Annotated in this window: 19 protein-coding genes; 16 read left to right on the forward strand and 3 right to left on the reverse strand. The window is 74.1% G+C overall.

Features of this window, described 5'->3' with window-relative positions; translation table 11 throughout:
* Nucleotides 1-4: 4 nt before the first annotated feature.
* The gene (locus AFM16_RS02895) at nucleotides 5-634 is read right to left on the reverse strand and encodes a TetR/AcrR family transcriptional regulator (RefSeq protein ID WP_030787737.1); all 630 of its coding nucleotides are present in this window, start codon (nucleotides 632-634) and stop codon (nucleotides 5-7) included.
* Between the two features lie 106 nt (nucleotides 635-740).
* Between AFM16_RS02895 and AFM16_RS02900 the strand changes: the two genes are divergently transcribed.
* The 3 genes from AFM16_RS02900 (at nucleotide 741) to AFM16_RS02910 (ending at nucleotide 3,532) form a co-directional block, all read left to right on the forward strand.
* Nucleotides 741-1,370, forward strand: coding sequence for an alpha-ketoglutarate-dependent dioxygenase AlkB (locus AFM16_RS02900; RefSeq protein WP_030787735.1), 630 nt, complete (start codon nucleotides 741-743; stop codon nucleotides 1,368-1,370).
* Nucleotides 1,371-1,495: 125 nt separating this feature from the next.
* On the forward strand, nucleotides 1,496-2,263 hold the full coding sequence (locus AFM16_RS02905; RefSeq protein ID WP_030787732.1) for an MBL fold metallo-hydrolase: 768 nt from the start codon (nucleotides 1,496-1,498) through the stop codon (nucleotides 2,261-2,263).
* A 33-nt stretch (nucleotides 2,264-2,296) separates the two neighbouring features.
* Nucleotides 2,297-3,532 carry a DUF4032 domain-containing protein gene (locus AFM16_RS02910; RefSeq protein WP_030787729.1) on the forward strand — a complete coding sequence of 412 codons (1,236 nt, stop codon included), beginning with the start codon at nucleotides 2,297-2,299 and terminating at the stop codon, nucleotides 3,530-3,532.
* A gap of 24 nt (nucleotides 3,533-3,556) precedes the next feature.
* Here the strand turns inward: AFM16_RS02910 and AFM16_RS02915 are convergent, their stop codons facing one another.
* The gene (locus AFM16_RS02915; RefSeq protein ID WP_030787726.1) at nucleotides 3,557-4,429 is read right to left on the reverse strand and encodes a universal stress protein; all 873 of its coding nucleotides are present in this window, start codon (nucleotides 4,427-4,429) and stop codon (nucleotides 3,557-3,559) included.
* Nucleotides 4,430-4,496: 67 nt separating this feature from the next.
* On the opposite strand from AFM16_RS02915, the gene AFM16_RS02920 reads away from it, so the two are divergent.
* From AFM16_RS02920 to AFM16_RS02945, 6 genes are all read left to right on the forward strand, one after another.
* A complete protein-coding gene (locus AFM16_RS02920) occupies nucleotides 4,497-4,853 on the forward strand; it encodes a VOC family protein (protein ID WP_030787714.1) in 357 nt (118 codons plus the stop codon).
* A 49-nt stretch (nucleotides 4,854-4,902) separates the two neighbouring features.
* A complete protein-coding gene (locus AFM16_RS02925; RefSeq protein ID WP_078632152.1) occupies nucleotides 4,903-5,319 on the forward strand; it encodes a hypothetical protein in 417 nt (138 codons plus the stop codon).
* A 66-nt stretch (nucleotides 5,320-5,385) separates the two neighbouring features.
* Complete coding sequence (locus AFM16_RS02930) at nucleotides 5,386-7,062, forward strand: NAD(P)/FAD-dependent oxidoreductase (RefSeq protein ID WP_078632154.1); 1,677 nt, start codon at nucleotides 5,386-5,388, stop codon at nucleotides 7,060-7,062.
* An 11-nt stretch (nucleotides 7,063-7,073) separates the two neighbouring features.
* Nucleotides 7,074-8,549 (forward strand): ATP-binding protein, encoded by a 1,476-nt coding sequence (locus AFM16_RS02935; protein WP_370628128.1) that lies wholly within the window; start codon nucleotides 7,074-7,076, stop codon nucleotides 8,547-8,549.
* Complete coding sequence (locus tag AFM16_RS02940) at nucleotides 8,546-8,899, forward strand: UBP-type zinc finger domain-containing protein (protein ID WP_078632156.1); 354 nt, start codon at nucleotides 8,546-8,548, stop codon at nucleotides 8,897-8,899. The genes AFM16_RS02935 and AFM16_RS02940 overlap by 4 nt, the downstream gene beginning before the upstream one ends.
* Before the next feature lie 151 nt (nucleotides 8,900-9,050).
* Nucleotides 9,051-12,032: a helix-turn-helix transcriptional regulator gene (locus AFM16_RS02945; RefSeq protein WP_078632158.1), complete on the forward strand. Its 2,982-nt coding sequence runs from the start codon at nucleotides 9,051-9,053 to the stop codon at nucleotides 12,030-12,032.
* 33 nt (nucleotides 12,033-12,065) lie between these two features.
* Here AFM16_RS02945 and AFM16_RS02950 read toward each other — a convergent pair whose 3' ends face one another.
* Entirely contained in the window at nucleotides 12,066-13,868 is a 1,803-nt protein-coding gene (locus tag AFM16_RS02950; RefSeq protein ID WP_078632160.1) for a M4 family metallopeptidase, read from the reverse strand.
* A gap of 463 nt (nucleotides 13,869-14,331) precedes the next feature.
* On the opposite strand from AFM16_RS02950, the gene AFM16_RS02955 reads away from it, so the two are divergent.
* From AFM16_RS02955 to AFM16_RS02985, 7 genes are all read left to right on the forward strand, one after another.
* The gene (locus tag AFM16_RS02955) at nucleotides 14,332-15,465 is read left to right on the forward strand and encodes a serine hydrolase domain-containing protein (protein WP_245177945.1); all 1,134 of its coding nucleotides are present in this window, start codon (nucleotides 14,332-14,334) and stop codon (nucleotides 15,463-15,465) included.
* Nucleotides 15,466-15,520: 55 nt separating this feature from the next.
* Nucleotides 15,521-16,798 carry a CAP domain-containing protein gene (locus tag AFM16_RS02960; RefSeq protein WP_078632162.1) on the forward strand — a complete coding sequence of 426 codons (1,278 nt, stop codon included), beginning with the start codon at nucleotides 15,521-15,523 and terminating at the stop codon, nucleotides 16,796-16,798.
* A gap of 131 nt (nucleotides 16,799-16,929) precedes the next feature.
* On the forward strand, nucleotides 16,930-18,015 hold the full coding sequence (locus tag AFM16_RS02965; protein WP_078632164.1) for a tetratricopeptide repeat protein: 1,086 nt from the start codon (nucleotides 16,930-16,932) through the stop codon (nucleotides 18,013-18,015).
* A complete protein-coding gene (locus AFM16_RS02970; RefSeq protein ID WP_370627999.1) occupies nucleotides 18,012-19,079 on the forward strand; it encodes a polyprenyl synthetase family protein in 1,068 nt (355 codons plus the stop codon). The genes AFM16_RS02965 and AFM16_RS02970 overlap by 4 nt, the downstream gene beginning before the upstream one ends.
* Nucleotides 19,080-19,336: 257 nt before the next feature.
* Nucleotides 19,337-20,989: a serine/threonine protein kinase gene (locus AFM16_RS02975; protein ID WP_078632166.1), complete on the forward strand. Its 1,653-nt coding sequence runs from the start codon at nucleotides 19,337-19,339 to the stop codon at nucleotides 20,987-20,989.
* Nucleotides 20,990-21,104: 115 nt separating this feature from the next.
* On the forward strand, nucleotides 21,105-22,184 hold the full coding sequence (locus AFM16_RS02980) for a hypothetical protein (protein ID WP_078632168.1): 1,080 nt from the start codon (nucleotides 21,105-21,107) through the stop codon (nucleotides 22,182-22,184).
* A 76-nt stretch (nucleotides 22,185-22,260) separates the two neighbouring features.
* The gene (locus AFM16_RS02985) at nucleotides 22,261-22,941 is read left to right on the forward strand and encodes a DUF2238 domain-containing protein (protein ID WP_030787678.1); all 681 of its coding nucleotides are present in this window, start codon (nucleotides 22,261-22,263) and stop codon (nucleotides 22,939-22,941) included.
* Nucleotides 22,942-22,945 lie beyond the last annotated feature (4 nt).

The raw sequence follows: 22,945 nt of genomic DNA on the forward strand, positions 1-22,945 counted from the left end.
TTTCTCATTCGGGGTGAGCGCTGCCGTCCGTCAGCAGCGCGGTGAGGAGTTGCTTGAGCCAGGCGCGGGCCCGGGCCACGTCCTTGTCGAGCAGGAGCTGGGTGGTGACACCGTCGTAGGCGGCGACCACCGCGTACGCGGCGGAGTCGGTGTCGCCGAGCACGGCGGGCAGGGGGGTGTGGCCGCGGGCCCGGGCGAGCCGGTCGGCGATCGCGCCGCGCAGCCGGGCCCGGTGGTCGAGCAGGGTGCGGGCGACGGCCGGGTCGCGGGCCGCGTGCACCAGGAAGTCGGTCTTCACCAGCAGCCAGTCGAGGTCGAGCAGGAGCACCTCGGTGACCCGGTCCACGGAGGCCGGTACGTCGAGGTCGGGTCCGTCCCCGGCGAGGGCGTCGGCGACCTGCCGGGCGATCAGGTCGGCGCGCTCGCGGTAGAGCGCGAAGAACAGCTCGTCCAGGCTGGCGAAGTTGGAGTAGAAGGCGCCCCGGCTGTAGCCGGCGGCCTCGCAGACCTCCTCGATGGAGACCCGCCCGAAGCCCTTGGCCGCGAACACGGCGAAGGCGGCGTCGAGCAGGTTGGCCCGGGTGCGCACGCGGCGCCGGGTGACGCGTGGTCCCGTCGTCTGCGGCGCGGTCATGGTCGGACCTCCGTTCGATACGTGAATGTATCGGATACACCCGTGTATCGAAAGAGGCGGGAAAAGAGAGCGAACATACTTTCGAATACGGCGTTACGCTGGTCCCATGACCGCGCACCACCTCCAGGGCTCCCTCTTCGACCAGGCCGACGACCTGCGCCTCGGCCCCCTCGACGGACTCCACCGCACCCCGCTCGGCGCCGGCGCCTGGATCGACGTGCTGCCGGGCTGGCTGAGCGGCTCGGACGCGCTGTTCGAGCACCTGGCCGCCGAGGTCCCCTGGCGCGCGGAGCGCCGGGAGATGTACGACAGCGTGGTCGACGTCCCCCGGCTGCTCGCGTTCTACGGGCCGGACGGGCCGCTGCCCCACCCGGTGCTGGAGGAGGCCCGCGCGGCCCTGTCGGCGCACTACGCCGACGAGCTGGGCGAGCCGTTCGTCACCGCCGGGCTGTGCCACTACCGCGACGGGCGGGACAGCGTGGCCTGGCACGGCGACCGGTCCGGGCGGGGCGCCCGGGAGGACACCATGGTCGCCATCCTCTCCGTCGGCACGCCCCGCGATCTGCTGCTGCGCCCCGCGGGCGGCGGCGAGACGGTCCGGCGCCCGCTGGGGCACGGGGACCTGATCGTGATGGGCGGCTCCTGTCAGCGCACCTGGGAGCACTGCGTCCCGAAGTCGGCGCGCGCCGCCGGGCCGCGCATCAGCGTCCAGTTCCGGCCGCAGGGGGTGCGCTGAACGTCCGGCGTGCGGCGAAACGCCGGTCGCTCTTCGGCCAGGGCACGGCCCCGCCCGCGGCGCCGGGCACCCGATCTGCTTTGCTGTGCCGGTCGGACAGCCACCTCACCACACGGGACGACCTCATGGGCGCGGATGTACGGCACGTCGCGGACGGCACCTATCTGGTGCACGGCTCCCACACCAACTGGGTGATCCTCACCGACGGGGACGCGGTCACCCTGATCGACACCGGCTATCCGAAGGACCGGCGGCTGGTCCTGGAGTCCCTCGCCGCGGTGGGCGCCGCGCCGGAGGCGATCACCGCCGTGCTCATCACCCACGCGCACAACGACCATCTGGGCTCCGCCGAGCATCTGCGGGCGACCTACGGCACCCCGGTCTATCTCCACGAGGCCGAAGTGCCGCACGCCCGGCGGGAGTTCCTCCAGCAGGTGTCCACGCCCGAGGTGCTGCGCAACGCCTGGCGGCCCGGTGTGCTGCCGTGGGCGGTGCACGTACTGCGGGTCGGCGGGACCGAGCAGCATCCGGTCGCGGCGCCCGAGGCGTTCCCGGTGGCCGACGGGCCGCTGGACCTGCCCGGCCGTCCGGTCCCGGTGCACACGCCGGGCCACACCGACGGGCACGCCGCGTTCCACCTCCCGGACGCCGGGATCGTCGTCTCCGGCGACGCCCTGGCGAGCGGTCACGCCACCTCCCGGGTGCAGGGGCCGCAACTGCTGCCGGACATGTTCCACCACGAGCGGGCCCGGGCGGTCGCCTCCCTCGACGTGCTCGCCGGACTGGACGCGGACACCCTGCTGCCCGGCCACGGGCCCGTGCACCACGGCTCGGTGCGGAAGGCGGCCGAGCTGGCCCGGGAGCGGGCGTCTCGTCCCCCGAACGCACGCTGAGGCGGACCGCCCGCAGGCCGTAATGTTCGGGCCATGGCTTTGCAGATCAGCGCCACGAACCCGGAGCACCCGGCACTCCTGCTGGAGCTGCCCTGGCACCTGCCCCTGGAGGAGTGGCCCGAAAAGATCCTCGTCCCGCTGCCGCGCGGCATCTCGCGCCACGTGGTGCGCTACGCGCGGGCCGGCGACGAGGTGATCGCCGTCAAGGAGCTGGCGCAGCGCCCCGCCCTGCGCGAGTACGAGCTGCTGCGCGACCTGGACCGGCTCGGCATCCCGGCCGTGGACCCGCTCGCCGTGGTCACCGGCCGCACCGACGGCACCGGCGATCCGCTGGAGCCGGTGCTCGTCACCCGCCACCTCGGCGGCTCGATGCCGTACCGCTCGATGTTCGAGACGACCATGCGGCCCGCGACCATGCACCGGCTGATGGACGCCCTCGCCGTGCTGCTGGTGCGGCTGCACCTCGCCGGGTTCGCGTGGGGCGACTGCTCGCTGTCCAACACCCTCTTCCGGCGGGACGCGGGCGCCTATGCCGCGTATCTCGTGGACGCCGAGACCGGTGACCTGCACCCTCAGCTCAGCCCCGGCCAGCGCGACTACGACCTCGATCTGGCCCGGGTGAACATCAGCGGCGAGCTGCTCGACCTGGAGGCGTCCGGGGCGCTGCACCCCTCGGTGGACCCCATCGAGTTCGGCATGGAGATCTGCGCCCGGTACGGGGCGCTGTGGCAGGAGCTGACCCGCACCTCGGTGTACCCGGCGGGCAAGTACCACTACATCGAGCGCCGCATCCGGCGGCTCAACGACCTCGGCTTCGACGTGGCCGAGATGCAGATCGAGCACTCCTCCAACGGCGACACGGTGACCTTCGTGCCGAAGGTGGTCGACGCCGGGCACCACCAGCGCCAGTTGCTGCGGCTGACCGGTCTGGACACCGAGGAGAACCAGGCCCGGCGGCTGCTGAACGACCTGGAGAGCTGGATGGCGACCCAGGACGACTACGCGCCGGGCGATCCGCTCGCCGCCCGCCCCGAGGTGCTCGCGCACCGCTGGGTGCGGGACGTGTTCCGGCCCACCGTGCGGTCGGTGCCGTTCGAGCTGCGCGGCTCCATGGACGCCGCGGAGATCTACCACGAGCTGCTGGAGCACCGCTGGTACCTGTCGGAGCGCGCGCAGCACGACATCGACCTCGACACGGTGGTCGCCGACTACATCGTCAACATCCTGCCCCGGGCACGGGAGACCCTGGAGCCCACCGTGCCCGAGTGACCGACCGCGCGGGCGGCGCGGGCGTCAGTCGTGCGGGACGACGGCCACGGGGCAGTCCGCGTGGTGCAGGACGCCGTGCGCCACGGAGCCGATCCGGGCGCCCACCGCGGTCCGGTGGGCGCGGCGGCCCACCACCATGAGCTGGGCCCGCCCGGAGACCGACAGCAGGACCTGTCCGGCGCTGCCCATCTCGACGTGCTCCACCACGTGCACGTCCGGGAACCGCTCCCGCCAGGGCCGCAGGGCGTCGGCGAGCGCCTTCTTCTCGTACGGCTCCAGGCCGCCCGCGTCGTCGAGGAGCTTGAGCGAGGCGGGGCTGTAGGCGAAGACCGGCGGCAGCGTCCAGGCCCGCACGGCGCGCACGGTCGCGCCGCGCGCGGCGGCCGTCTCGAAGGCGAACCGTAGCGTGGCCGCGCTGTCCTCGGGGTCGCCCTGCTGGCCGACCACGATCTCGTGCCCGGCGACCTCCGAGGACGCCTTGTCGCCCGCCCTGACCAGGACGACCGGGCAGGTCGCCTCGGCGAGCACCTGCTGGCCCACGGAGCCCAGCAGGAACCCGACGACCGAGCCGTGGCCGCGCGAGCCGAGGACCAGCGTGTCCGCGTCCGCCGCGGCCTCGACCAGCGTCTCGACGGGCCTGCCCTCCAGGACGTCGGTGGTCACCGCGAGTCCGGGGTGCCGCTCGGTGACCGTCGCGACGGCCTGCTCCGCCGCGTCCCGTACCCACCGCTCCTGCGCCTCCCGGTCCGCCACCTCCGGCGCCGTGTCCGGCTGGAACCGCCAGGCGTGCACCACCCGCAGCGCCAGATCCCGCCGGACGGCCTCCCTGGCCGCCCAGGCGAGCGCCGCGAGGCTCTCGTCCGTCCCGTCGACCCCTGCCGTGATCGGGCCCGTCATCTCGCTGCCTCCCGCTTGTCGTGATCACTTCGTACCCGGCCCAGTCTTCACCACTACGCTGAACGGTATGGCGTTGGTATGGGAACAAGTGGTCGTGGACGCGGCCGACCCGGTGGCGCTGGGCCGCTGGTGGGCTGCCGCGCTGGGCTGGGTCGTGGTCAACGACGCGCCCGACGAGTACGAGATCCGGCCGGCCCCGGACCGTCTCCCCGGCCTGCTCTTCACCCCGGTCCCGGAGGGCAAAAAGGTCAAGAACCGCCTCCATCCGGACTTCCGCCCCGAGGACCAGGCCGCCGAGGTCTCCCGGCTGCTGTCCCTGGGCGCCCGCCGCGCGGACGTCGGCCAGGGCGAGCAGAGCTGGGTCGTCCTGGCCGACCCGGAGGGCAACGAGTTCTGCGTCCTGTCCGGCCGCCGCCCGGCCTGACCGGTCGGGTGGAGGAACCTCACGGCGGCGCGGCGCGTCTGGCCCTGACATGGAACGACGCACCAACCCGCCCTGGGCGGCCGGCTGCTCGACGCTGCACGCGGGGGCGCTCGCGGGCTACGGCGCCCACCGGCTGTCCCGTGCGGCACGCCGGACCTGCGCGGTCATCGCGCGGGAACACCCGAGCCTGTTCGACCTGTGGACCTGGCAGGCACCGCTGACGGTCCTCGCGGGGGCCTTCGCGGGCCTCCTCGCGTGGGCGCTGCCGGCGGCCGCCCTGCGGCGCCGCGAGCCCCGGTCCGTGAGGGTGCTGATACCGTCCGCGGTCCTCCTGGCCACCCTGATCGCGCTGACGCTGGTGCACTTCGCCTGGCTGGGGACCCCGCTCGGCGTGGGCAACGACACCAACGGCACCTGTCCCCCGGACAACGTCCCGCCGTGGTGGCCCGGGTGGCTGCCCGCGTGAGGCGGGGAAGGGACCTCGGTACGGCCAGCCGTGGCCATGGCTCCTCCCGCCCCGTACGGTTCTTGTATGGCTGGTGGTCCCCAATCATCCGTGAGTGTCATCCTCACCGTGGACGACGATCCGGGGGTCTCCCGTGCCGTCGCCCGTGACCTGCGGCGACGCTACGGCGGCTCGTACCGGATCGTGCGGGCCGAGTCCGGGGAGTCCGCGCTGGAGGCGCTGCGCGAGCTGAAGCTGCGCGGGGACCTGGTGGCCGTCATCCTGGCCGACTACCGGATGCCGCAGATGAACGGCATCGAGTTCCTGGAACAGGCGCTGGACGTCTACCCCGGCGCCCGGCGCGTCCTGCTCACCGCGTACGCGGACACCGACGCGGCGATCGACGCGATCAACGTGGTCGACGTGGACCACTATCTGCTCAAGCCCTGGGACCCGCCCGAGGAGAAGCTCTACCCGGTCCTGGACGACCTGCTGGAGGCATGGCGGTCCAGCGATCACCGTCCGGTGCCGGCCACCAAGGTGGTCGGGCACCGCTGGTCGGCGCGCTCGTCGGAGGTGCGCGAGTTCCTGGCCCGCAACCAGGTGCCGTACCGCTGGTACTCCGCCGACGAGCCCGAGGGACAGCGACTGCTGGCCGCGGCAGGACAGGACGAACGGCGGCTGCCGCTGGTGATCACCGCGGACGGGACCCCGCTCGTCGCGCCGGAGCCGCCCGAACTGGCCGCGAAGGTCGGCCTCGCGACGACACCGACGGCCGAGTTCTACGACCTCGTCGTCATCGGCGGCGGCCCCGCCGGGCTCGGCGCGGCGGTGTACGGGGCGTCCGAGGGCCTGCGCACGGTGCTGGTGGAGCGGTCGGCGACCGGCGGACAGGCCGGACAGAGCTCCCGCATCGAGAACTACCTCGGCTTCCCCGACGGCGTGTCCGGCGCCCAGCTCACCGAGCGGGCCCGCCGCCAGGCGGCCAAGTTCGGCGCGGAGATCCTCACCGCGCGCGAGGTGACCGGACTGGAGATCAACGGCTCCGCGCGGGTCGTACGGTTCTCGGACGGCTCCGCGGTGGCCGCGCACAGCGTGATCCTCGCGACGGGCGTGTCCTACCGGCAGCTCACCGCGCCCGGCTGCGACGACCTGACCGGCTGCGGGGTCTACTACGGCTCGGCGCTCACCGAGGCGCCCGCCTGCACGGGACACGACGTGTACATCGTGGGCGGCGCCAACTCGGCCGGACAGGCGGCCATGTACCTGGCGCGCGGCGCCAAGTCGGTGACCCTGCTGGTGCGCGGGGAGTCGCTGGCGGCATCCATGTCGTACTACCTGATCCAGCAGATCGAGGAGTCGTCCAACATCTTCGTACGGGCCCGCACCGTCGTGGAGTCGGCGCACGGCGACGGGCATCTGGAGCATCTGACACTGCGGGACGTGACGACCGGGGAGACCGAACGGGTCGACGCGCAGTGGATGTTCGTGTTCATCGGTGCCGCCCCGCTGACCGACTGGCTGGACGGCACCGTGCTGCGCGACGGGCGCGGCTTCATCCTGGCCGGGCCCGATCTGACCCCGGAGGGGCGGCCACCGGGCGACTGGGAGCTGGACCGGCCGCCGTACCACCTGGAGACCAGTGTGCCGGGCGTGTTCGTGGCGGGCGACGCGCGCGCCGAGTCCGCGAAGCGGGTCGCGTCCGCCGTAGGAGAGGGAGCGATGGCCGTGATGCTCGTCCACCGGTATCTGGAGCAGTCGTGAGCGGGCGGGCGATGCCGTGCAGCCCGGCGGAGATCAGCTCGCTGTTCCTGTTCGAGAAGCTCACCCCGGAGCAGCTCGGACGGCTGTGCGGCGAGGGCGGCGTGGAGGCGTTCGAGCCCGGCCCGGTGTACACCGAGGGCGAGCCGGCCACCTGCTTCTACGTGATGCTGGAGGGCACGGTCGTGCTGTACCGGCGGGTCGGCGGGGACGACGTCGAGGTCAGCAGGACCTCCCAGCGCGGGGTGTACGCGGGCGCGATGCAGGCGTACCTCGGGGACCGGGTGCCGCAGCTCTACACCAACTCGATGCGGGTGACGGAGCCGACGCGGTTCTTCGTGCTGCCCGCCGAGTCGTTCGCGGCGGTCATGCGGGAGTGGTTCCCGATGGCCGCGCATCTGCTGGAGGGGCTGTTCTTCGGCTCCAAGAACACCCAGCGGGCCATCGGCCAGCGTGAACGGCTGCTCGCCCTGGGCTCGTTGTCGGCGGGGCTCACGCACGAGCTGAACAACCCGGCGGCGGCGGCCGTGCGCGCGACGGCCACGCTGCGCGAACGGGTGGCCAAGATGCGGCACAAGCTCTCCGTGATCGCCGGGGGCGGCTACGACCCGCAGGCGCTCACCCGGCTCATCGAGATCCAGGAACGCACCGCCGAACTCGTCGCCAAGGCACAGGTGTTGAGCCCGCTGGAAGCCTCCGACCGGGAGGACGCGCTCGGCGACTGGCTGGACGACCACGGCATCCAGGAGGGCTGGCGGATCGCCCCGACGTTCGTGCAGGCCGGGCTCGACGTGGACTGGCTGGAGCAGGTCGCGGACACCGTGGACGCGGATATGTTGCCGGGCGCGATCGGATGGCTCAACTACACCGTCGAGACCGAGCTGTTGATGGACGAGATCGACGACTCCACCAACCGCATCTCCCGGCTGGTGGACGCGGCGAAGCAGTACTCGCAGCTCGACCGCGCCCCCTTCCGGGTCGTGGACGTCCATGAACTCCTCGACAGCACCCTGCTGATGCTCTCCGGGAAGATCGGGCGGCGCATCGAGGTCGTGAAGGACTACGACCGGACGCTCCCGGAGGTGCCGGCGTACCCGGCGGAGCTGAACCAGGTGTGGACGAACCTCGTCGACAACGCCGTGTTCGCCATCAACAGCGCCGGTGGGGAAGGCACGTTGACCGTGCGGACGGCGCGGGAGGGCGACCGGCTGCTGGTGGAGTTCCGGGACACGGGGCCCGGGGTGCCGCCGGAGGTGCGCGGCCGGATCTTCGACCCGTTCTTCACCACCAAGCCGGTGGGCGAGGGCACCGGTCTGGGCCTGGACATCTCCTGGCGGATCGTCGTCAACAAGCATCACGGCGGCCTGCACGTCGAGTCGGTGCCGGGCGACACCCGGTTCCAGGTCCTGCTGCCGCTGACCGCGCCCGAACCCGACGCGGAGACCGAGACAGACGCTTCACCCCCCGACCCGGCAGAGGAGACGGCATGACCGACGTCGACGCGATCGACCCGAACGTCCCGCCCAGCGGCGCCGGCTGCGTCGAGTGCGACGCGGTGGGCGGCTGGTGGTTCCATCTGCGGCGGTGCGCGAGCTGCGGCCATGTCGGCTGCTGCGACTCCTCCCCCGCCCAGCACGCCACCGCCCACTACAAGGCCACCGGCCATCCCGTCGTGCGCAGTTTCGAGCCGGGCGAGGAGTGGTTCTGGGATTACTCCCGGGACGAGTTGTACGAGTCGGGCCCCGAACTGACGCCTCCGGCCCACCATCCGGCGAACCAGCCTGCCCCGGGACCGGCGGAACGGGTCCCGGCGGACTGGGCGCGCGCCCTGCACAAGTGAGCCGACGCGACAAGTGATCCCGCGCGTCACGTGAGCCGGCGCGACAAGTGAGCCCGCGCATCACGTGATCCCGCGCGTCCCGTGATCGTGCGCGGGCGCTTCCGCCCTGGTCGCAGGCCGCGTTGTCGGTGACGCGTGCCAGGATGGAGGTGTGTCGCAGACTGTGTTCGCCGGCCCGTTCGTCGGCCGGGAAGAGGAAGTCGCCCGGCTCTCCGGGGTGCTGGAGCGCGCCCGGGACGGGGAGTCCCGCGCGGTGCTCCTCGCCGGGGACGCGGGCGTGGGCAAGACCCGTGTGCTGGACGAGGTCGCGGCGCGCGGCGCCCGGCTGGGCATGACGGTGCTGACGGGGCACTGCGTCGACCTCGGTGACGTGGGCCTGCCGTATCTGCCGTTCACGGAGATCCTGGGCGCGCTCGCCGCCGACGAGCGGTTCGCGCAGGCCGTCGCCGGGCATCCGGTGGCCGACCGGCTGCTGGGCGCGGGCCCGGACGCCGGGCGCGAGGACCCGGGCCCCGGCCCGCGGGCGGCCGGCGGGGACGGCCGGCTGACGCTGTTCGAGGGGATGGCGGGGCTGCTCGCCGACCTGTCGGACATCGCGCCGCTGCTGCTGGTCCTGGAGGATCTGCACTGGGCCGACCAGTCCTCCCGGGACCTGCTGCGTTTCCTGCTCAGCCGGGGCCTGCTGCAACGCCCCGCGGGCGGCGCCCCCGCCCGCCGTCTCGCCGTGCTCGCCTCCTACCGCGCCGACGATCTGCACCGCCGTCATCCGCTGCGCCCCCTCCTCGCCGAGCTGGTGCGGCTGCCGGCCGTGGGCCGGCTGGACCTGCGGCCCCTGCCGGACGCGGACGTGACCCGGCTGGTGCGCTCCCTGGAGGACCGGCCGCTGCCGGAGTCCACGGTGCGCCGGATCGTGGAGCGCGCCGAGGGCAACGCCTTCTACGCGGAGGAGCTGGTCGCCGCGACGGACGCGGAGGCGGGCGGGGTGCCGAGCGGGCTGGCCGACGTCCTGCTGATCCGGGTCGAGCAGCTCTCCGACACCGCCCAGCGGGTGCTGCGCACGGCCGCCGTCGCCGGGCGGCGGGTGGAGCACGATCTGCTGCGGGACGCGACGGACCTGCCCGAGGCGGAGCTGGAGGCGGTGCTGCGCGAGGCGGTGGGGCGGCAACTGCTCGTCGCGGGCGACGGGGGCACGTACGCGTTCCGGCACGCGCTGGCGCGCGAGGCGGTGTACGCGGATCTCCTCCCGGGTGAACGCTCGCGGCTGCACGGCACGTTCGCCCGGCTCCTCGCGGAGCGCGGCCGCCGTCCGGAGACCGCCGCGGAGCGCGCCCACCACTACCGCGAGAGCCATGACACGGCGGAGGCCCTCGCCGCCTCCCTGGAGGCCGCCGACCACGCCCAGCGGCTGCGGGCACCGGCCGAGGAGCTACGGCATCTGGAGGCCGCCCTCGATCTGTGGGCGGCGGTCGACCCGTCGGCCCGCCCGGCGGGCGAGGGCTGCGAACGGGTCACGCTGATGCTGCGGGCCTCGGCGGCCGCCGCGCACGCCGGTGAGGCGCACCGGGCGGTCTCGCTGACCCGGGCCGCGCTGGCCGGCATAGGCCAGGACGCCGACTCCGAACTCGCGGCCCGGGTGCGCTACACCCTGGCCGGCACCCTGATGAACGTCGACAACCTGACCTCCGCGTTCTCCTACAGCAGTGAGGCGCTGGCGCTGATCCCCGCCGAGCCGCCGTCGCCGACCTGGGTGTGGGCGGCGGCCACCCATGTCCTGGCGGCCCGTCAGGTCGGTGACAACGCGACCGCCCTGAGCGTCGCCCGGCGGGCCCTGGGCATGGCCGAGCGGCTGAACCTGGCGGACGCGCGGGCGGATCTGTTGATCTCGCTGGCCAACATGGAGGGCGAGGGCCGCCGCTCCCCCGAGGCCCGGGAGCGGCTGAAGGAGGCCCGCGAGCTGGCCCGTGGGGCGGGCAACGCGCCGGTGGAGATGCGGGCGTTGTTCTCGCTGGCGATCGGCTGCTACGAGGCCGGGGAGCTGGAGGAGTGTCTGCCCTGGCTGAGCGAGGGCCTGGACCGGGCGCGCCGCGCGGGGCTGCTGTCGTCGCCGTATCCGCTGGAGATGCGCTATCTGCATCTGGTGCTGCTCTACACGCTGGGCCACTGGGACGAGTGCGCGCGCACGGCCGCCTCCGACCTGGCCGTCCTGCCGGCCGCGGCCGGGTACACGGTGGGCCCGGCGCTGTACGTGACGCTGGCGCGCGGTGCGACCGAGGAGGCGGTGGAGCGGGCGCGGGCGCTCACGTCGGGCCGCTTCGACTGGATGGCGACGCTGGTGGCGTCGATCGTGCTGACGGACGAGGCGGCGGGGCGCGGTGACGCCGAGGAGGCGGTGGCCCGGTTCCGTTCCTTCGTCGAGGTTCTCACCGACGACGCGGGCACGCCCCCGGACGTCACCGTCCGGCTGGCCGGGCTCGCCCTGGCGGGGGTCGCCGACGCCGCGGTCGCGGCCCGGGCCGACGGTGACGACGCGGCCGTGCGCCGGTGGTCGGAGGTGGCGGGCGAACTGCTGGAGACCGCGCGGACGGTGGCGCTGCGCGGCGGCAGCGGGGCGCCGCAGGGGCCGGAGGGCCGGGCGTGGCTGGCGCGGGCCGAGGCGGAGGTGGCGCGGGCCGCGACGGGCCCGGACCCGGTGGCGTGGGAGCGGGCGGTGACCGCGTTCGGCTTCGGGGACGTGTACGAACGGGCGCGCTGCCGGGCGCGGTTCGCGGAGGCGCTGCTCGCGGCGGGGCGCCGCGAGGAGGCGGCGGCCGAGGCGCGCGCGGCCCGGGAGACGGCGGTGCGGCTGGGGGCCGTTCCGCTGCGGGAGAGCGTGGACGCGCTGATCCGGCGGGGCCGGCTCGGGGACGCCCCGGCGGCGGCCGCCGGGGACCGGGCGGTCGCGCTCACCGCCCGGGAGCGGGACGTGCTGCGGCTGCTGGCGCTGGGGCGCAGCAACCGGCAGATCGGCGAGGAGCTGTTCATCAGCGGGAAGACGGCGAGCGTCCATGTGTCCAACATCCTGGGCAAGCTGAGCGCGGCGAGCCGTACGGAGGCGGTGGCGATCGCCTACCGGGAGGGGTTGCTGACCGGGTGACCGGCGGTGCCGGTCACCCGGGGTCGCGGGACGTCAGCGCCGGGGCGGTACGTTCGCGGAGGTGACGTTGACGGCGGCCCACGCCTTGTTGACCGTCGTGAACTCCGTGCTGTTCTGGCCGTACAGGTCCCGGGCGGCCTTCAGCGTCGCGACGCGCGCGTCGTGGAAGCCGGTCGAGGAGACCATGTAGCGGGTCAGGGCGCGGTAGAAGATCGCGGTGGCCTTGGTGCGGCCGATGCCCTTGACGGGCGCCCCGGTGTAGGTGGGCGAGTCGTAGGTGACGCTGCCGATCTTCTTGCGGCCGCTGCCTTCGGCGAGCAGGTAGTAGGCGTGCGAGGAGACGCCGGAGCCGGCGTGCACCTCGGCGTCGTCCGTGCGCGGCGACCAGTAGTCGATGGCGCCTTCGAGGACGTCGAGGGACGGCTTGTCGAGGCGGCGCAGGAACTTCTGCCGCAGGCCCAGCTTCTCGCCGATCAGGTAGTTCGGCGGGTTCTTGGGGTTGTTGGCGCTGAACTCGACGGCTGAGCCGAAGATGTCGGCGAGGGACTCGTTGAGGGAGCCGGGCTCGCCGTACTGGTTGCCGTCGTCGTCGACGTAGGTCGGTTCCAGGCGGGCGGTGGCGTCCACGATGCCGTGGGTCAGTTCGTGGCCGGTGACGTCGAGGACGACCAGCGGCTTCTTGATGGTGCGGCCGTCGCCGTCGCCGTAGAGCATGCAGCCGCACGCCGGGTCCCAGAAGGCGTTGTCGACCTTCTTGCCGAAGTGGACCATGGCGCGGGCGCCCTTGCCGTTGTTCGCGATGCCCTTGCGGCCGAAGCTCTTCTTGTAGAAGTCGAGCGTCTTCGTGATGCCGTACTGGGCGTCGACGGCGGCGCTGGTGCGGTTCGAGACGGCGCCGTTGCCCCACTTGTTGTTCTTGGTGGTGAACTTCTTGCCGCGGGAGAAGTTCTCCAGCTCCAGGTTCTTCGCGTCGCGGGTCTCGGTGCCCCAGCGGGTGGGGTCCTTGAGCAGGTAGCTGTTCCGCCCGGTGCGGGTGGTGGTCAGGGGCACCTTCCCGGCGAACAGGGAGCTGCCGGTGCCCTTGGCGGTGGCCGGGTAGCGGGCGGCGGCCGCGGCGGCCGACGAGCCCATGAGGCCGGTGGGGACCGGGGCGTTGTGCGTGGCCGGGTCGAGGCTCTCGCCGCGCTCGCGCAGCTCGTCGACCAGGGTGGGCGACAGGAACTCGTCGCTGTCGGGGAGGTTGCTGCGCACGGTGCCGGTGCGGGCGTCCACGACGACCGTGCGGGAGCCGGCGCCCTCGGCGGTGGCGCTGTCGGTGACCTGGATGCGGTAGGCGAGGGCCGAGGCGCCGCGGCGGGCGTCGACCACGAGTTCGGCGTCACGCGCGTCGCCCTGTGCCACGGCGGCGGCCTTCGCCTCGGCCTGCCGTGCCGTCAGCGCGGCCTCGGCGGGGGCGGGGGCGACGGTGTGGCCGGCGGCGCGGGTGACGCCCGCGTAGGTGAGCCTGGCGGTGAGGTGGACGACGAGGTCGCCGCCGAGGACGGGCATGCCCCGGTGGGTCCGCTGGAAGCGGACGTGGCGCGCGCCCTCGGGGTCGATCAGGACGTCCTGCGCCTGGAGCGCGTCGCCGCGGCCGACGCCGGTCGCGGCGCCGTGCGCGAACGCGGCGGCGCGGGCGGCCCGCACGATGTCGGTGGCCCGCGCACCGGACGTGGCGCCGGTCGTGGCCGTGGTCGTGGCCCGGTCCTCCCCCGCGAGGGCCGTGCCGGTCAGACCCGTGGCGGCCGTCGTCACGGCGACGGCGATCGCCAGGGTGCGTATGTGTGCTCTGCGCACTGGTGAGGGTTCCTTCGTTCGGGAGGCGTCGTTCGGGAGGCTCCGTCGGGCGCCGAGGGGGCTGGTCGGGCCCCGCCGACGACCCTTACGGATGAGGCATGTGCACGTAAAGCGGAAATCACCGGCTTGTGCGGCATTCGTCGCGATACTGGGCACGTCCTCGACGCACGGTGGCCGCGGAGCGGCCAACTGTGCGTCGTTCGTGGAGATGTGACGTGACGGAAGTAGGTTGCCTCGCGTGAATGTGACCGATCTCGCAGCGCCGCCCGACCTGCCGAGACGCTCGACGCCACCCAGGGCCCGGTGGCTGCGGGCCGCGACGGCCGTCGGCGCGGGCGCGGCGCTGCTGGCCCTGCTGCCGCTCCCGGCCGCCGCGCAGACGGCGCCACCGCCCCCTACGGCCGCCGCGCCCGACGAGCGTGATGCCGCCTTCGCGCCCACCGAGGTCGTCGCCCCCACCGAGGTGGTCGCCCCCGCCGCCGTCGTCGCGCCGCCGAAGCCCGATGTCACCGGGCTGAAGGGTGTGCTGCGCACGGCGGTGGGTCAGGGCGCGCCCGGTGCGATGGCACGGCTGGACGACCACGGCACCCTGCACCACCTCACCGTGGGCACCTCCGACCGGCGGACCGGGCAGGCGCTGAGCAACAAGGACCGGTTCCGCATCGGCAGTGTCACCAAGACGTTCTCCGCCGTCGTGCTGCTCCAGCTCCTGGACGAGGGCAAGCTCGTCCTGGACGCGCCGGTCAACCGCTATCTGCCGGGGCTGCTGCCCGACGACCGGATCACGGTCCGCCATGTGCTGAGCCACCGCAGCGGGCTGTACGACTACAGCAACGACATGTTCGCGTCGTCCGTCTCCGGCTTCGAGGCGGTCCGCACCAAGGTGTTCACCTACCGCCAGTTGGTGGCCCGTTCGCTGAGCCGTCCGCGCACGACCGCGCCCGGCGGCGCCTACTCCTACTCCAACACCAACTTCGTCGTCGCCGGACTGCTCATCGAGAAGCTGACGGGCCGCAGCGTGGGCGCGGAGTACCGGCGGCGCATCATCGAGCCGCTGAAGCTGCGCGACACCTTCTACGTCCACCCGGACACCGCGATCCCGGGCCGGTTCGCCCGCGGCTATCTCACCCCCGACACCCGGGGCGCCGCCCTGGTCGACGCCACCCGGCAGACCGCCTCCTGGGCGCAGAGCGCGGGCGCGCTCGTCTCCAGCACCAGGGACCTCGGCGTCTTCCTCTCGGCGCTGACGCGCGGCAAGCTCACCTCCGCCGACGCGCTGGCCCAGATGCGGCGCTGGGTCCCGGCGGGCACCAAGCAGGCGTACGGCCTGGGACTGCGCCGGCGCGACCTGTCCTGCGGTGTGTCGGTGTACGGCCACACGGGCGCCGTCCAGGGCTACTACACCTACGCGTTCACCACGCAGGACGGCAAGCGCACCCTGGCCGCGCTGGCCAACGCCTCCAACAGCGGCACCGTGCACAACACGATGCTGCGCACCCTGGAGTCGGCGTTCTGCGGCAGGACCACGAGCACCCGCGAGATCAGGGCGCCCTACGAGCACTCCGAGGACGGCGCCCCGGACCTGGTCCGGCACTGACGCCGCGCCCGGCCGGGTCGGGAACCCCGGGGGCGCCGCTGCGCGTTGTCGTGGGGTGAGCGAGTTGGTCCCCGGCGGCAATCTGCCCCTGCCGAGCGGCACCCTGACCGTCCGGGTCCCCGGCCCGTTCGACGTGTGCGCGCTCGTCACCGACGACGACGGCAGGGTGCGGGGCGACGCCGACTTCGTGTTCTACAACCAGCCGTCGGCACCGGGCTTGCGGCTGGACGGCGACACGCTCACCCTGGACCCCGGCCGGCTGCGCGCCGGGGCCACCCGGGTCACCGTGGTCGTCGGCGCCGCCGAGCCGGGCACTCCCCTGGGCCGGCTGCCCGCGCCCGTGCTCCAGGTCACCGACGCGCGCGGCCGCCCGCTCGCCCGCTTCGCACCGGCGCGCCCCCGGCAGGAGACGGTCCTGCTGCTCGCGGAGGTCTACCGGCGCGGCGGGGTCTGGAAGCTGCGGGCCCTCGGCCAGGGGTACGCGGAGGGACTGGCGGGCCTCGCCCGGGACTTCGGGGTGGACGTCCTGGAGGACACGGCGCCCGCCGACACGGCATCCGACCCCGACGGCTTCCTCGCCCTCGTCAACCCCGCCCGCGCGGCGGCCGGTTCGCCCCCTGTCGCGTTCGACGCCCGGCTGGCCTCGGCGGCGCGGGAGCACGCGGCGCGGATGGCCGACGCCGGACGGCTCGGCGCGCAGGACCGGGACGGCGTCTCGCTGCACCAGCGCGTCACGGCGGCGGGATACGCCTTCCTGGCCGTGGGCGAGCACCTGGTCTCCGGGCCGCGCACCCCCGCCGAGTTCGTCTCCTACTGTCTTCGCACGGACGGGGCCCGCCGCACCCTGCGCGACCCGGCGTTCACCCACGCCGCCCTGGCGCACGCCCCGGACCTGCGGGGCGGCATCTACTGGACGGCCGTCTGGGCGAGCCCGTTCACGGCCGACGGACTGGCCAGGACCGCGGCCGAGGTGGTCGCGCTCACCAACCGCGAGCGGGCGGCGGCGGGACTGCGTCCGCTCGCGGTCGACGCCCGGCTGACCACCGCCGCCCAGGCGCACTGCGCGGACATGGTGGCCCGCCGCTTCTACTCCCACACCTCGCCCGAGGGCGGCCGGCCCTGGGACCGGACGGCCGCCGCGGGGTCGCCGCTGCGGACCGTCGGGGAGAACATCGCCTGCGGTCAGCGCACCGCCGCCGAGGTGGTGGAGGGCTGGATGAACAGCCCCGGGCACCGCGCGAACATCCTCAAGCCCGCCTTCACCCACATCGGTGTCGGCTTCGCGGGCGGCGGCCCGTCCGGCACGTACTGGACTCAACTCTTCGGCGCCTGAGGCCCGTTGGGCCGGAAGTGATCTGCGCCTCACAGGCAACCCCGGCCCCGGGACCCGCGTCTTGATCGGCAAGCAGGCACTATGCGCGTCATGTATACACAGAGTGTATACATGGAAGCCGAAAGGAATCCATGTACGGCAAGGCTTTCGCCCCGGAGTACCAGGGCGCCCTCACCACCCTGTCCGTGAACTCCTCCCTCACCGACGTCCTGGCCGCCGGCGCCGAGCAGTTGCGCGCCGCCGAGGAGGCCGGGGAGCACGGCGAGGCGGCCCGCTCCGGGCTCGCGGTCGCCGAGGCGCACCGGCGGCTCGGCCAGGTACGGGAGGCGGACCGCGCGTGGAAGGCGAGCTACCGGGCGGCACGGGACGCGGGCGACCTCGCGGCGATGGCGTGGGCGCTGTGGAGCGGCGGCACCCTGGCCCGGCAGCGCGGCGCGTTCCCGCTGGCCCGACGGCTGCTGGGCCTCGCGGCCGAACTCGGCGAGCACGGCGGCGACATCGTCGTACGGGGCTACTCGCTGGCCGGGCTCGCCGAGACCGGGCGGATCCAGGGCGACTACCAGGCGGTCGCGCGTCTGCACGAGCAGCTCCTCGCCGAGGCACGCCGGCGCGGCGAGGCCCGGCACACGGTGTGGGCGCTGGAGGGCATCGCACAGATCCACCGCAACTCCGGTTCCCACGACACCGCGTTCGCGCTCTTCGAGGAGGCGGCGGAGATCGCCGCGGGTGCCGAGGACCGGCGGGGGCACGCGTGGGCGCTGCGCGGTCTGGCGGACATCGTCTCGGTGCGCGACGGGGACACCGAGCGGGCCCTCGCCCTGCTGTCGGAGGCGGAGGAGACCTGCCGCGCGATGAAGCTGTCGGGCGCGCTGGCCTACAACCACAAGATGCGCGGCAACGTCCTCTACCGCGCCGGGCGTTACCCCGAGGCGCGGGCGCTGTACGAGCAGGCGCTCGCCGAGTTCCGCGCCATGCGGGAGCCGCGCGGCGAGGCCCTCTCCCGGCTCGGCCTCGCCAAGTCCCTGGCCCGGCTGGGCCGCGACCGCGCCGAGACGGCCGCCGAACTCGACGATCTGGCCGGGGTGTTGGAGCGGATAGGGCTGCGGCACGCCCGCGAGATGGTGAGCCGGGCCCAGGTGGAACTGGGCGTCGAGACGCCCGGGGACACCTCTTCCGGGACCGTCGGGCACGCCGCGGCCGCCGGGGCCACCCGGTGACCCCGCTCGACGCGCCGGTGCGCGCGGCCGGGACCACCGAGGAGGCGGCACAGGGCGACGCACTCCGACTCCTGACCCGCTGCCGGGCGTTGGTGCGCCCCGCGCTGGCGGAGGCGGTCGGGCGGCTGCATCCGTGGGTCGGGGAGATGGCCGCCTACTCCTTCGGCTGGTGCGAGGCGGGCGGGACGCCCGCCGCCGGTTCCGGCGGCAAGGGGCTGCGGCAGGCGCTCGCGGTGCTCGGCGCGGAGGCCGTCGGGGCGCCCGCGCGGGCCGGGGTGCCGGCCGCGGTCGCGGTGGAACTGGTGCACGCCTTCTCACTGCTGCACGACGACATCATGGACGGCGACACCACCCGGCGCGGCCGCCCCACGGTGTGGAAGGCGTACGGCACGGGACCCGCGGTCCTGGCGGGGGACGCGCTGTTCGCGCTCGCGGTGGAGACCCTCGCCGTCCAGCCGCCGCCCGCGGGCCCCGCCGCCGTACGCCTGCTGTCCGGGGCGCTGGGCGATCTGGTGCGCGGGCAGGCCGACGATCTGCTGTTCGCCACCCGGCCCTGGGCGGGACCGCGGCGGGTGTCCCCGGAGGCGTACCGGGCGATGGCCGAGGGCAAGACCGGTGCGCTGCTGGGCTGTTCGGCGGCGCTGGGCGCCCTGCTGGCGGGTGCGCCACCCACCGCGGTGGCCGCGCTGGACCGGGCGGGCCGACGGCTCGGGGTGGCCTTCCAGGTCGTCGACGACGTGCTGGGCGTCTGGGGCGACCCCGCGGTCACCGGCAAGCCCGTGCACGCCGATCTGCGCGAGCGGAAGAAGACCTTCCCGGTGCTGGCCGCGCTCGCCTCGCCGACCCCGGCGGCGCACCGGCTGGCCGTCCTGCTCGACCGGGGCGGCGATCCGGCCGAGGCGGCGGCGCTGGTCGAGGAGGCCGGGGGCCGGGCGGCGGCGCTCGCCGAGGCGGACCGGCTCGTCGGCGCGGCCGAGGAGGCGCTGGCCGGGGTGCCGCTCGCCGCCGGTGCCGTACGCGACCTGCGGTCCCTGGTCGGGTTCGCCGTACACCGGGAGCTGTGACGGGGTATAAGACACCGCGTCGAAAAGGGGAATGTCCCCGGTATCCGCCGAGGGCCTTTCCGCGGTCACGGCAATTTCATTCCCCGTCTCTATACCAGGGCCGTTGACCGGCTCAAAGGTTGACTCTTTGACCTCCGCTTGACCTCCGCTCTTGAATGAAAGACAGAAATCATGGCGGAGTCACGGTCGCATTGAACGCAGCCCCGCGCACCCCCCGTACTCCTGGGAAAGGGTGAGCTCCGGGGGTTCAGCGAGGGATGACCATGGTCAAGGCGCACGTCTCCACGCACGAAGCGGTCGCCGGCAGGTACCGGCTCCTCGATGTGGTCCACCGGGAGACCAATCGCGTCTGCTGGTACGGGGAGGACCTGGAGACGGGCCGCCCGTGCCTGGTCACCCGGATCGGTCTGCCCCCCGACCTCGGCGAGGACGTGGCCTGCCGGGCCGCCGAACGGGTCCTCCACATGTCGGCGACGATGGCCCGGCTCTGCCCCGGCCGGATCGCCGGGGTCGTCGACGCCCTCGCCGAGGCGGGGCGGCTGTGGACCGTCACCGAGTGGATCGACGGACTGCCCCTGGGGCAACTCCTGGAACGGAAGGGCTCGTTCGGCCCGGTCCGGACGGCGACGGTCGGGCTCCAGTTGCTCGACGTCCTGGAGGCGGCGCACGGCGAGGGCATCACCCACGGCGAACTCAGCCCCGGCCAGGTGTTCGTCCGCGCCAAGGGTCCGGTGGTGGTCACCGGGTTCGGGCTGGCCGGCGCCACGCTCGTACCCCGGCTCGCGGCACCGGCGTACGCCTCGCCCGAGCAGGCCAGGGACGAGCGGATCGGTCCGGCGGCGGATCTGTGGGCCCTGGGCGCGATCCTCTACTCGATGGCCGAGGGGCGGCCCCCGTACCGGGACCGGGACCGGCTCGAGGCCACGCTCAAGAGCGTGGACCGGCTGCCGCTGCGCACCCCGGTGCGGGCGGGGGCGCTCACCCCGGCCCTGCTGGGCCTGCTGCGCAAGGACTCCCGGGAGCGGATGACCCGGGCCGCCCTGCGCCAGTCCCTCACCCGGGTGCTGGACGAGGACCCGCAGCAGCCCGTCGCGCCGCCGCCCCGGCTGCGGCGCGCCTACACCACGGTCCGCAACGCCGGCCCGCACTGGACCGGGCGGGCGATGGCCGTCGGGACGGCGCTCGCGGTCGTCACGGTCGCGGTCGCCGCGCTGGCCGTCGCCCACCAGTTGCCGGGCACCGAGGAGACGGCCGCGGAGGGCGGGGCACCGACCGCCCCGGCGACGGCCCCGGCCCCCGGGGAGGACCCGGGCGACATCGGCGACAGAGCCACGCCGACGGCCGGCGTCTCGCCCTCCGTCTCCGCGCCCGCCACTCCGCCGAAGCCGTCCCCGACCCCGTCCTCCCCCTCGGCCTCGCCCTCCGGCGGCGGTCTGCCGGCCGGTTTCCGTGTCTTCCGCGCCCCCGAGGGCTTCTCGGTGGCCCTGCCCGCGGGCTGGAAGCGGCTGGACACGGCGACGGACACGGACAACGCCTACCGCGTCACGTTCGGGGCGTCCGGCGATCCGCGCACGCTCGCGGTGACCTACACCGAGCGGGTGGGGCCGGACCCGGTCGCCGTCTGGCGCGAGGACGTGGAACCGGGGCTGCGGAAGCAGGACGGCTTCCGGCGGATCGGCGCCATCGAGGCCACGACGTACCAGGGGTACAAGGCGGCCGACATGGAGTGGGTCGCCGACGTCGACGGCACCCCGGTCCGCACCTTCGGCCGGGGGTTCCTGCTCGGCGGGACGCGCGGCTTCTCGCTGCGCTGGACGACCCCGTCCGCGGACTGGGACAAGAAGGCCAACCGCCAGGCCCTGGACACCTTCCTGCGCACGTTCCGGCCGGGGACGGGCTCGTCGGCGTGAGCGCGCGCGGGGACGCACGGGGCGCGCGGGGTACGTCAAAGCCGCGCCAATGGTGCATATAGGCTGCTGCGGTCCGCACGTCCGCGTGTCCCCCACCCTCCGAGGAGAGTCAGCCGTGACCCTGGCGATCGACCGTCCCGAGACGCCCCCCGCGCCCCCGTCGGAACCCTCGGCGCCGTCGGCGCCCTCGGCACCGTCGGCCCTGTCGGACCTGGTCGCGCGGGACGCGCGGGAGTTCGGGGTCTACGCCCGCACCGGCGGCTGGGCCTTCGGGCTGCTGGTGGCCCGCAGCGTCCGGCCGGGCGGGCAGAGCGCGGACGACACCCCGAAGGTGTCGGCGAAGGAGTTCGCGGAACTGGCCGGCTGCTCCCCCGAGCGCGTGCTGCGGTACTACAAGGCGTGGGACCGGGCGGCCGACGACGGTCTCGTCCCGCACTTCGAGGAGCTGGCGCCCGGCCAGGAGGTCGAACTGCCGGACGCCGACGTGTGGTTGACGTACTACGTCTCCCGCTCCAGCGCCACGTCCGAGCGCGGCACGGCGATCGCCGAGGCCGCCGAGGCGGAGGGCATCCGCCCGACGAAGGCACTGGAGGTCGCCGAGAACCCGACCGCTCTGCGCGCCGCGATCCTCGCCGACCCCTCCACCGCCCGGGCGGCCCGCGCCGCCCTCCTGGACCGGGTCCGGGAGGACCCGGAGCTCCAGGCCGAGCTGGCCCGGGACGTGGTGCGCACCGACGACCTGAAGAAGGCCGTCGCCACCGAGAGCCGCTCGGCCGACCGGATCGGCTACGTCCGTCAGATCGCCGAGTCCGGGCAGGTCAAGACGCCCGCGGGCCTGACCGTCGACGCCCCCGCCGAACTGCGCCAGGAGGCCGAGCGGCATCTGTCGCTGATCGACGAGCTGGACGAGCACGAGGACGCCGGCGAGTGGGCGAGCGAGGCGTACGACACGATGAAGAGCCTCGTCCTGGAGACCGTGGAGGCCGACCCCGAACTGCGGGTCCAGGAGCGGCGCACCAAGTTCTACAGCAGCCTCCAGCGGGCGACGAAGGTCTTCGAGGAGCTGACCTTCGACGACGCCCAGGAGTTCTACGAGGACGACATGGTCCAGCAGTTGGAGGAACTCCAGCAGGCCATCGGGAGCTGCATCACGGCCCTGCGCGGGGCCCGCGGCACCTCAGGGGGAGCTGAGTAGCGGTACTCATGCCGCCGTCCGGCGGCCGGCCCCACCATGGGTGCTCCACGCCGTCCCTTTCTCCGAGGAGCGCCCGATGTCCGCTGCCGGTCCGTCCGCCGACGTGTCCACCGGTCCGTCCGCCGTCGTGCCCGCGTCCCGCCGGACGCTGCCCGTCCTGTGTGCCGGGCTGGTGATCGCGGGCCTGGCGCTGTCGGCCTGGCGGCCCCACGACCCCACCACCTGGCTGCTGGAGACGGTGTGGGTCCTCGTGGGGCTGCCGGTGATCCTGCTGACCTGGCGGCGGTTCCCGCTCACCGGCCTGCTGTGCGTACTGCTCGCCGCGCACGCGCTGGTGCTGGCGCTCGGCGGCCACTACACGTACGCGCGCGTGCCGCTCGGCGACTGGGTGCGCGACGGGTTCGGCCTCGACCGCAATCCGTACGACCGGTTCGGCCACCTGATGCAGGGGTTCGTACCGGCGATCCTGGTGCGGGAGCTGCTCAGCCGTACGTCCCCGCTGCGCGGCAGCCGCTGGCTGGCGCCGCTGACGGTGTGCGCGTGCCTCGCGTTCAGCGCGGTGTTCGAGATGTTCGAGTGGGCGGCGGCGGTGATCGGCGGCCAGGCGGCCGACGCCTTCCTCGCCACCCAGGGCGATGTGTGGGACACCCAGTGGGACATGTTCTGCGCGCTGATCGGCGCGACGGTGTCCGTACTGGCCCTCGGGCGGTGGCACGACCGGCAGTTGGCGGCCCTGCCGGTCCCGACCAAGCCGTAGGACC

Origin of the sequence: Streptomyces antibioticus, from assembly GCF_002019855.1 — a bacterium.
Classification (GTDB): domain Bacteria; phylum Actinomycetota; class Actinomycetes; order Streptomycetales; family Streptomycetaceae; genus Streptomyces; species Streptomyces antibioticus_B.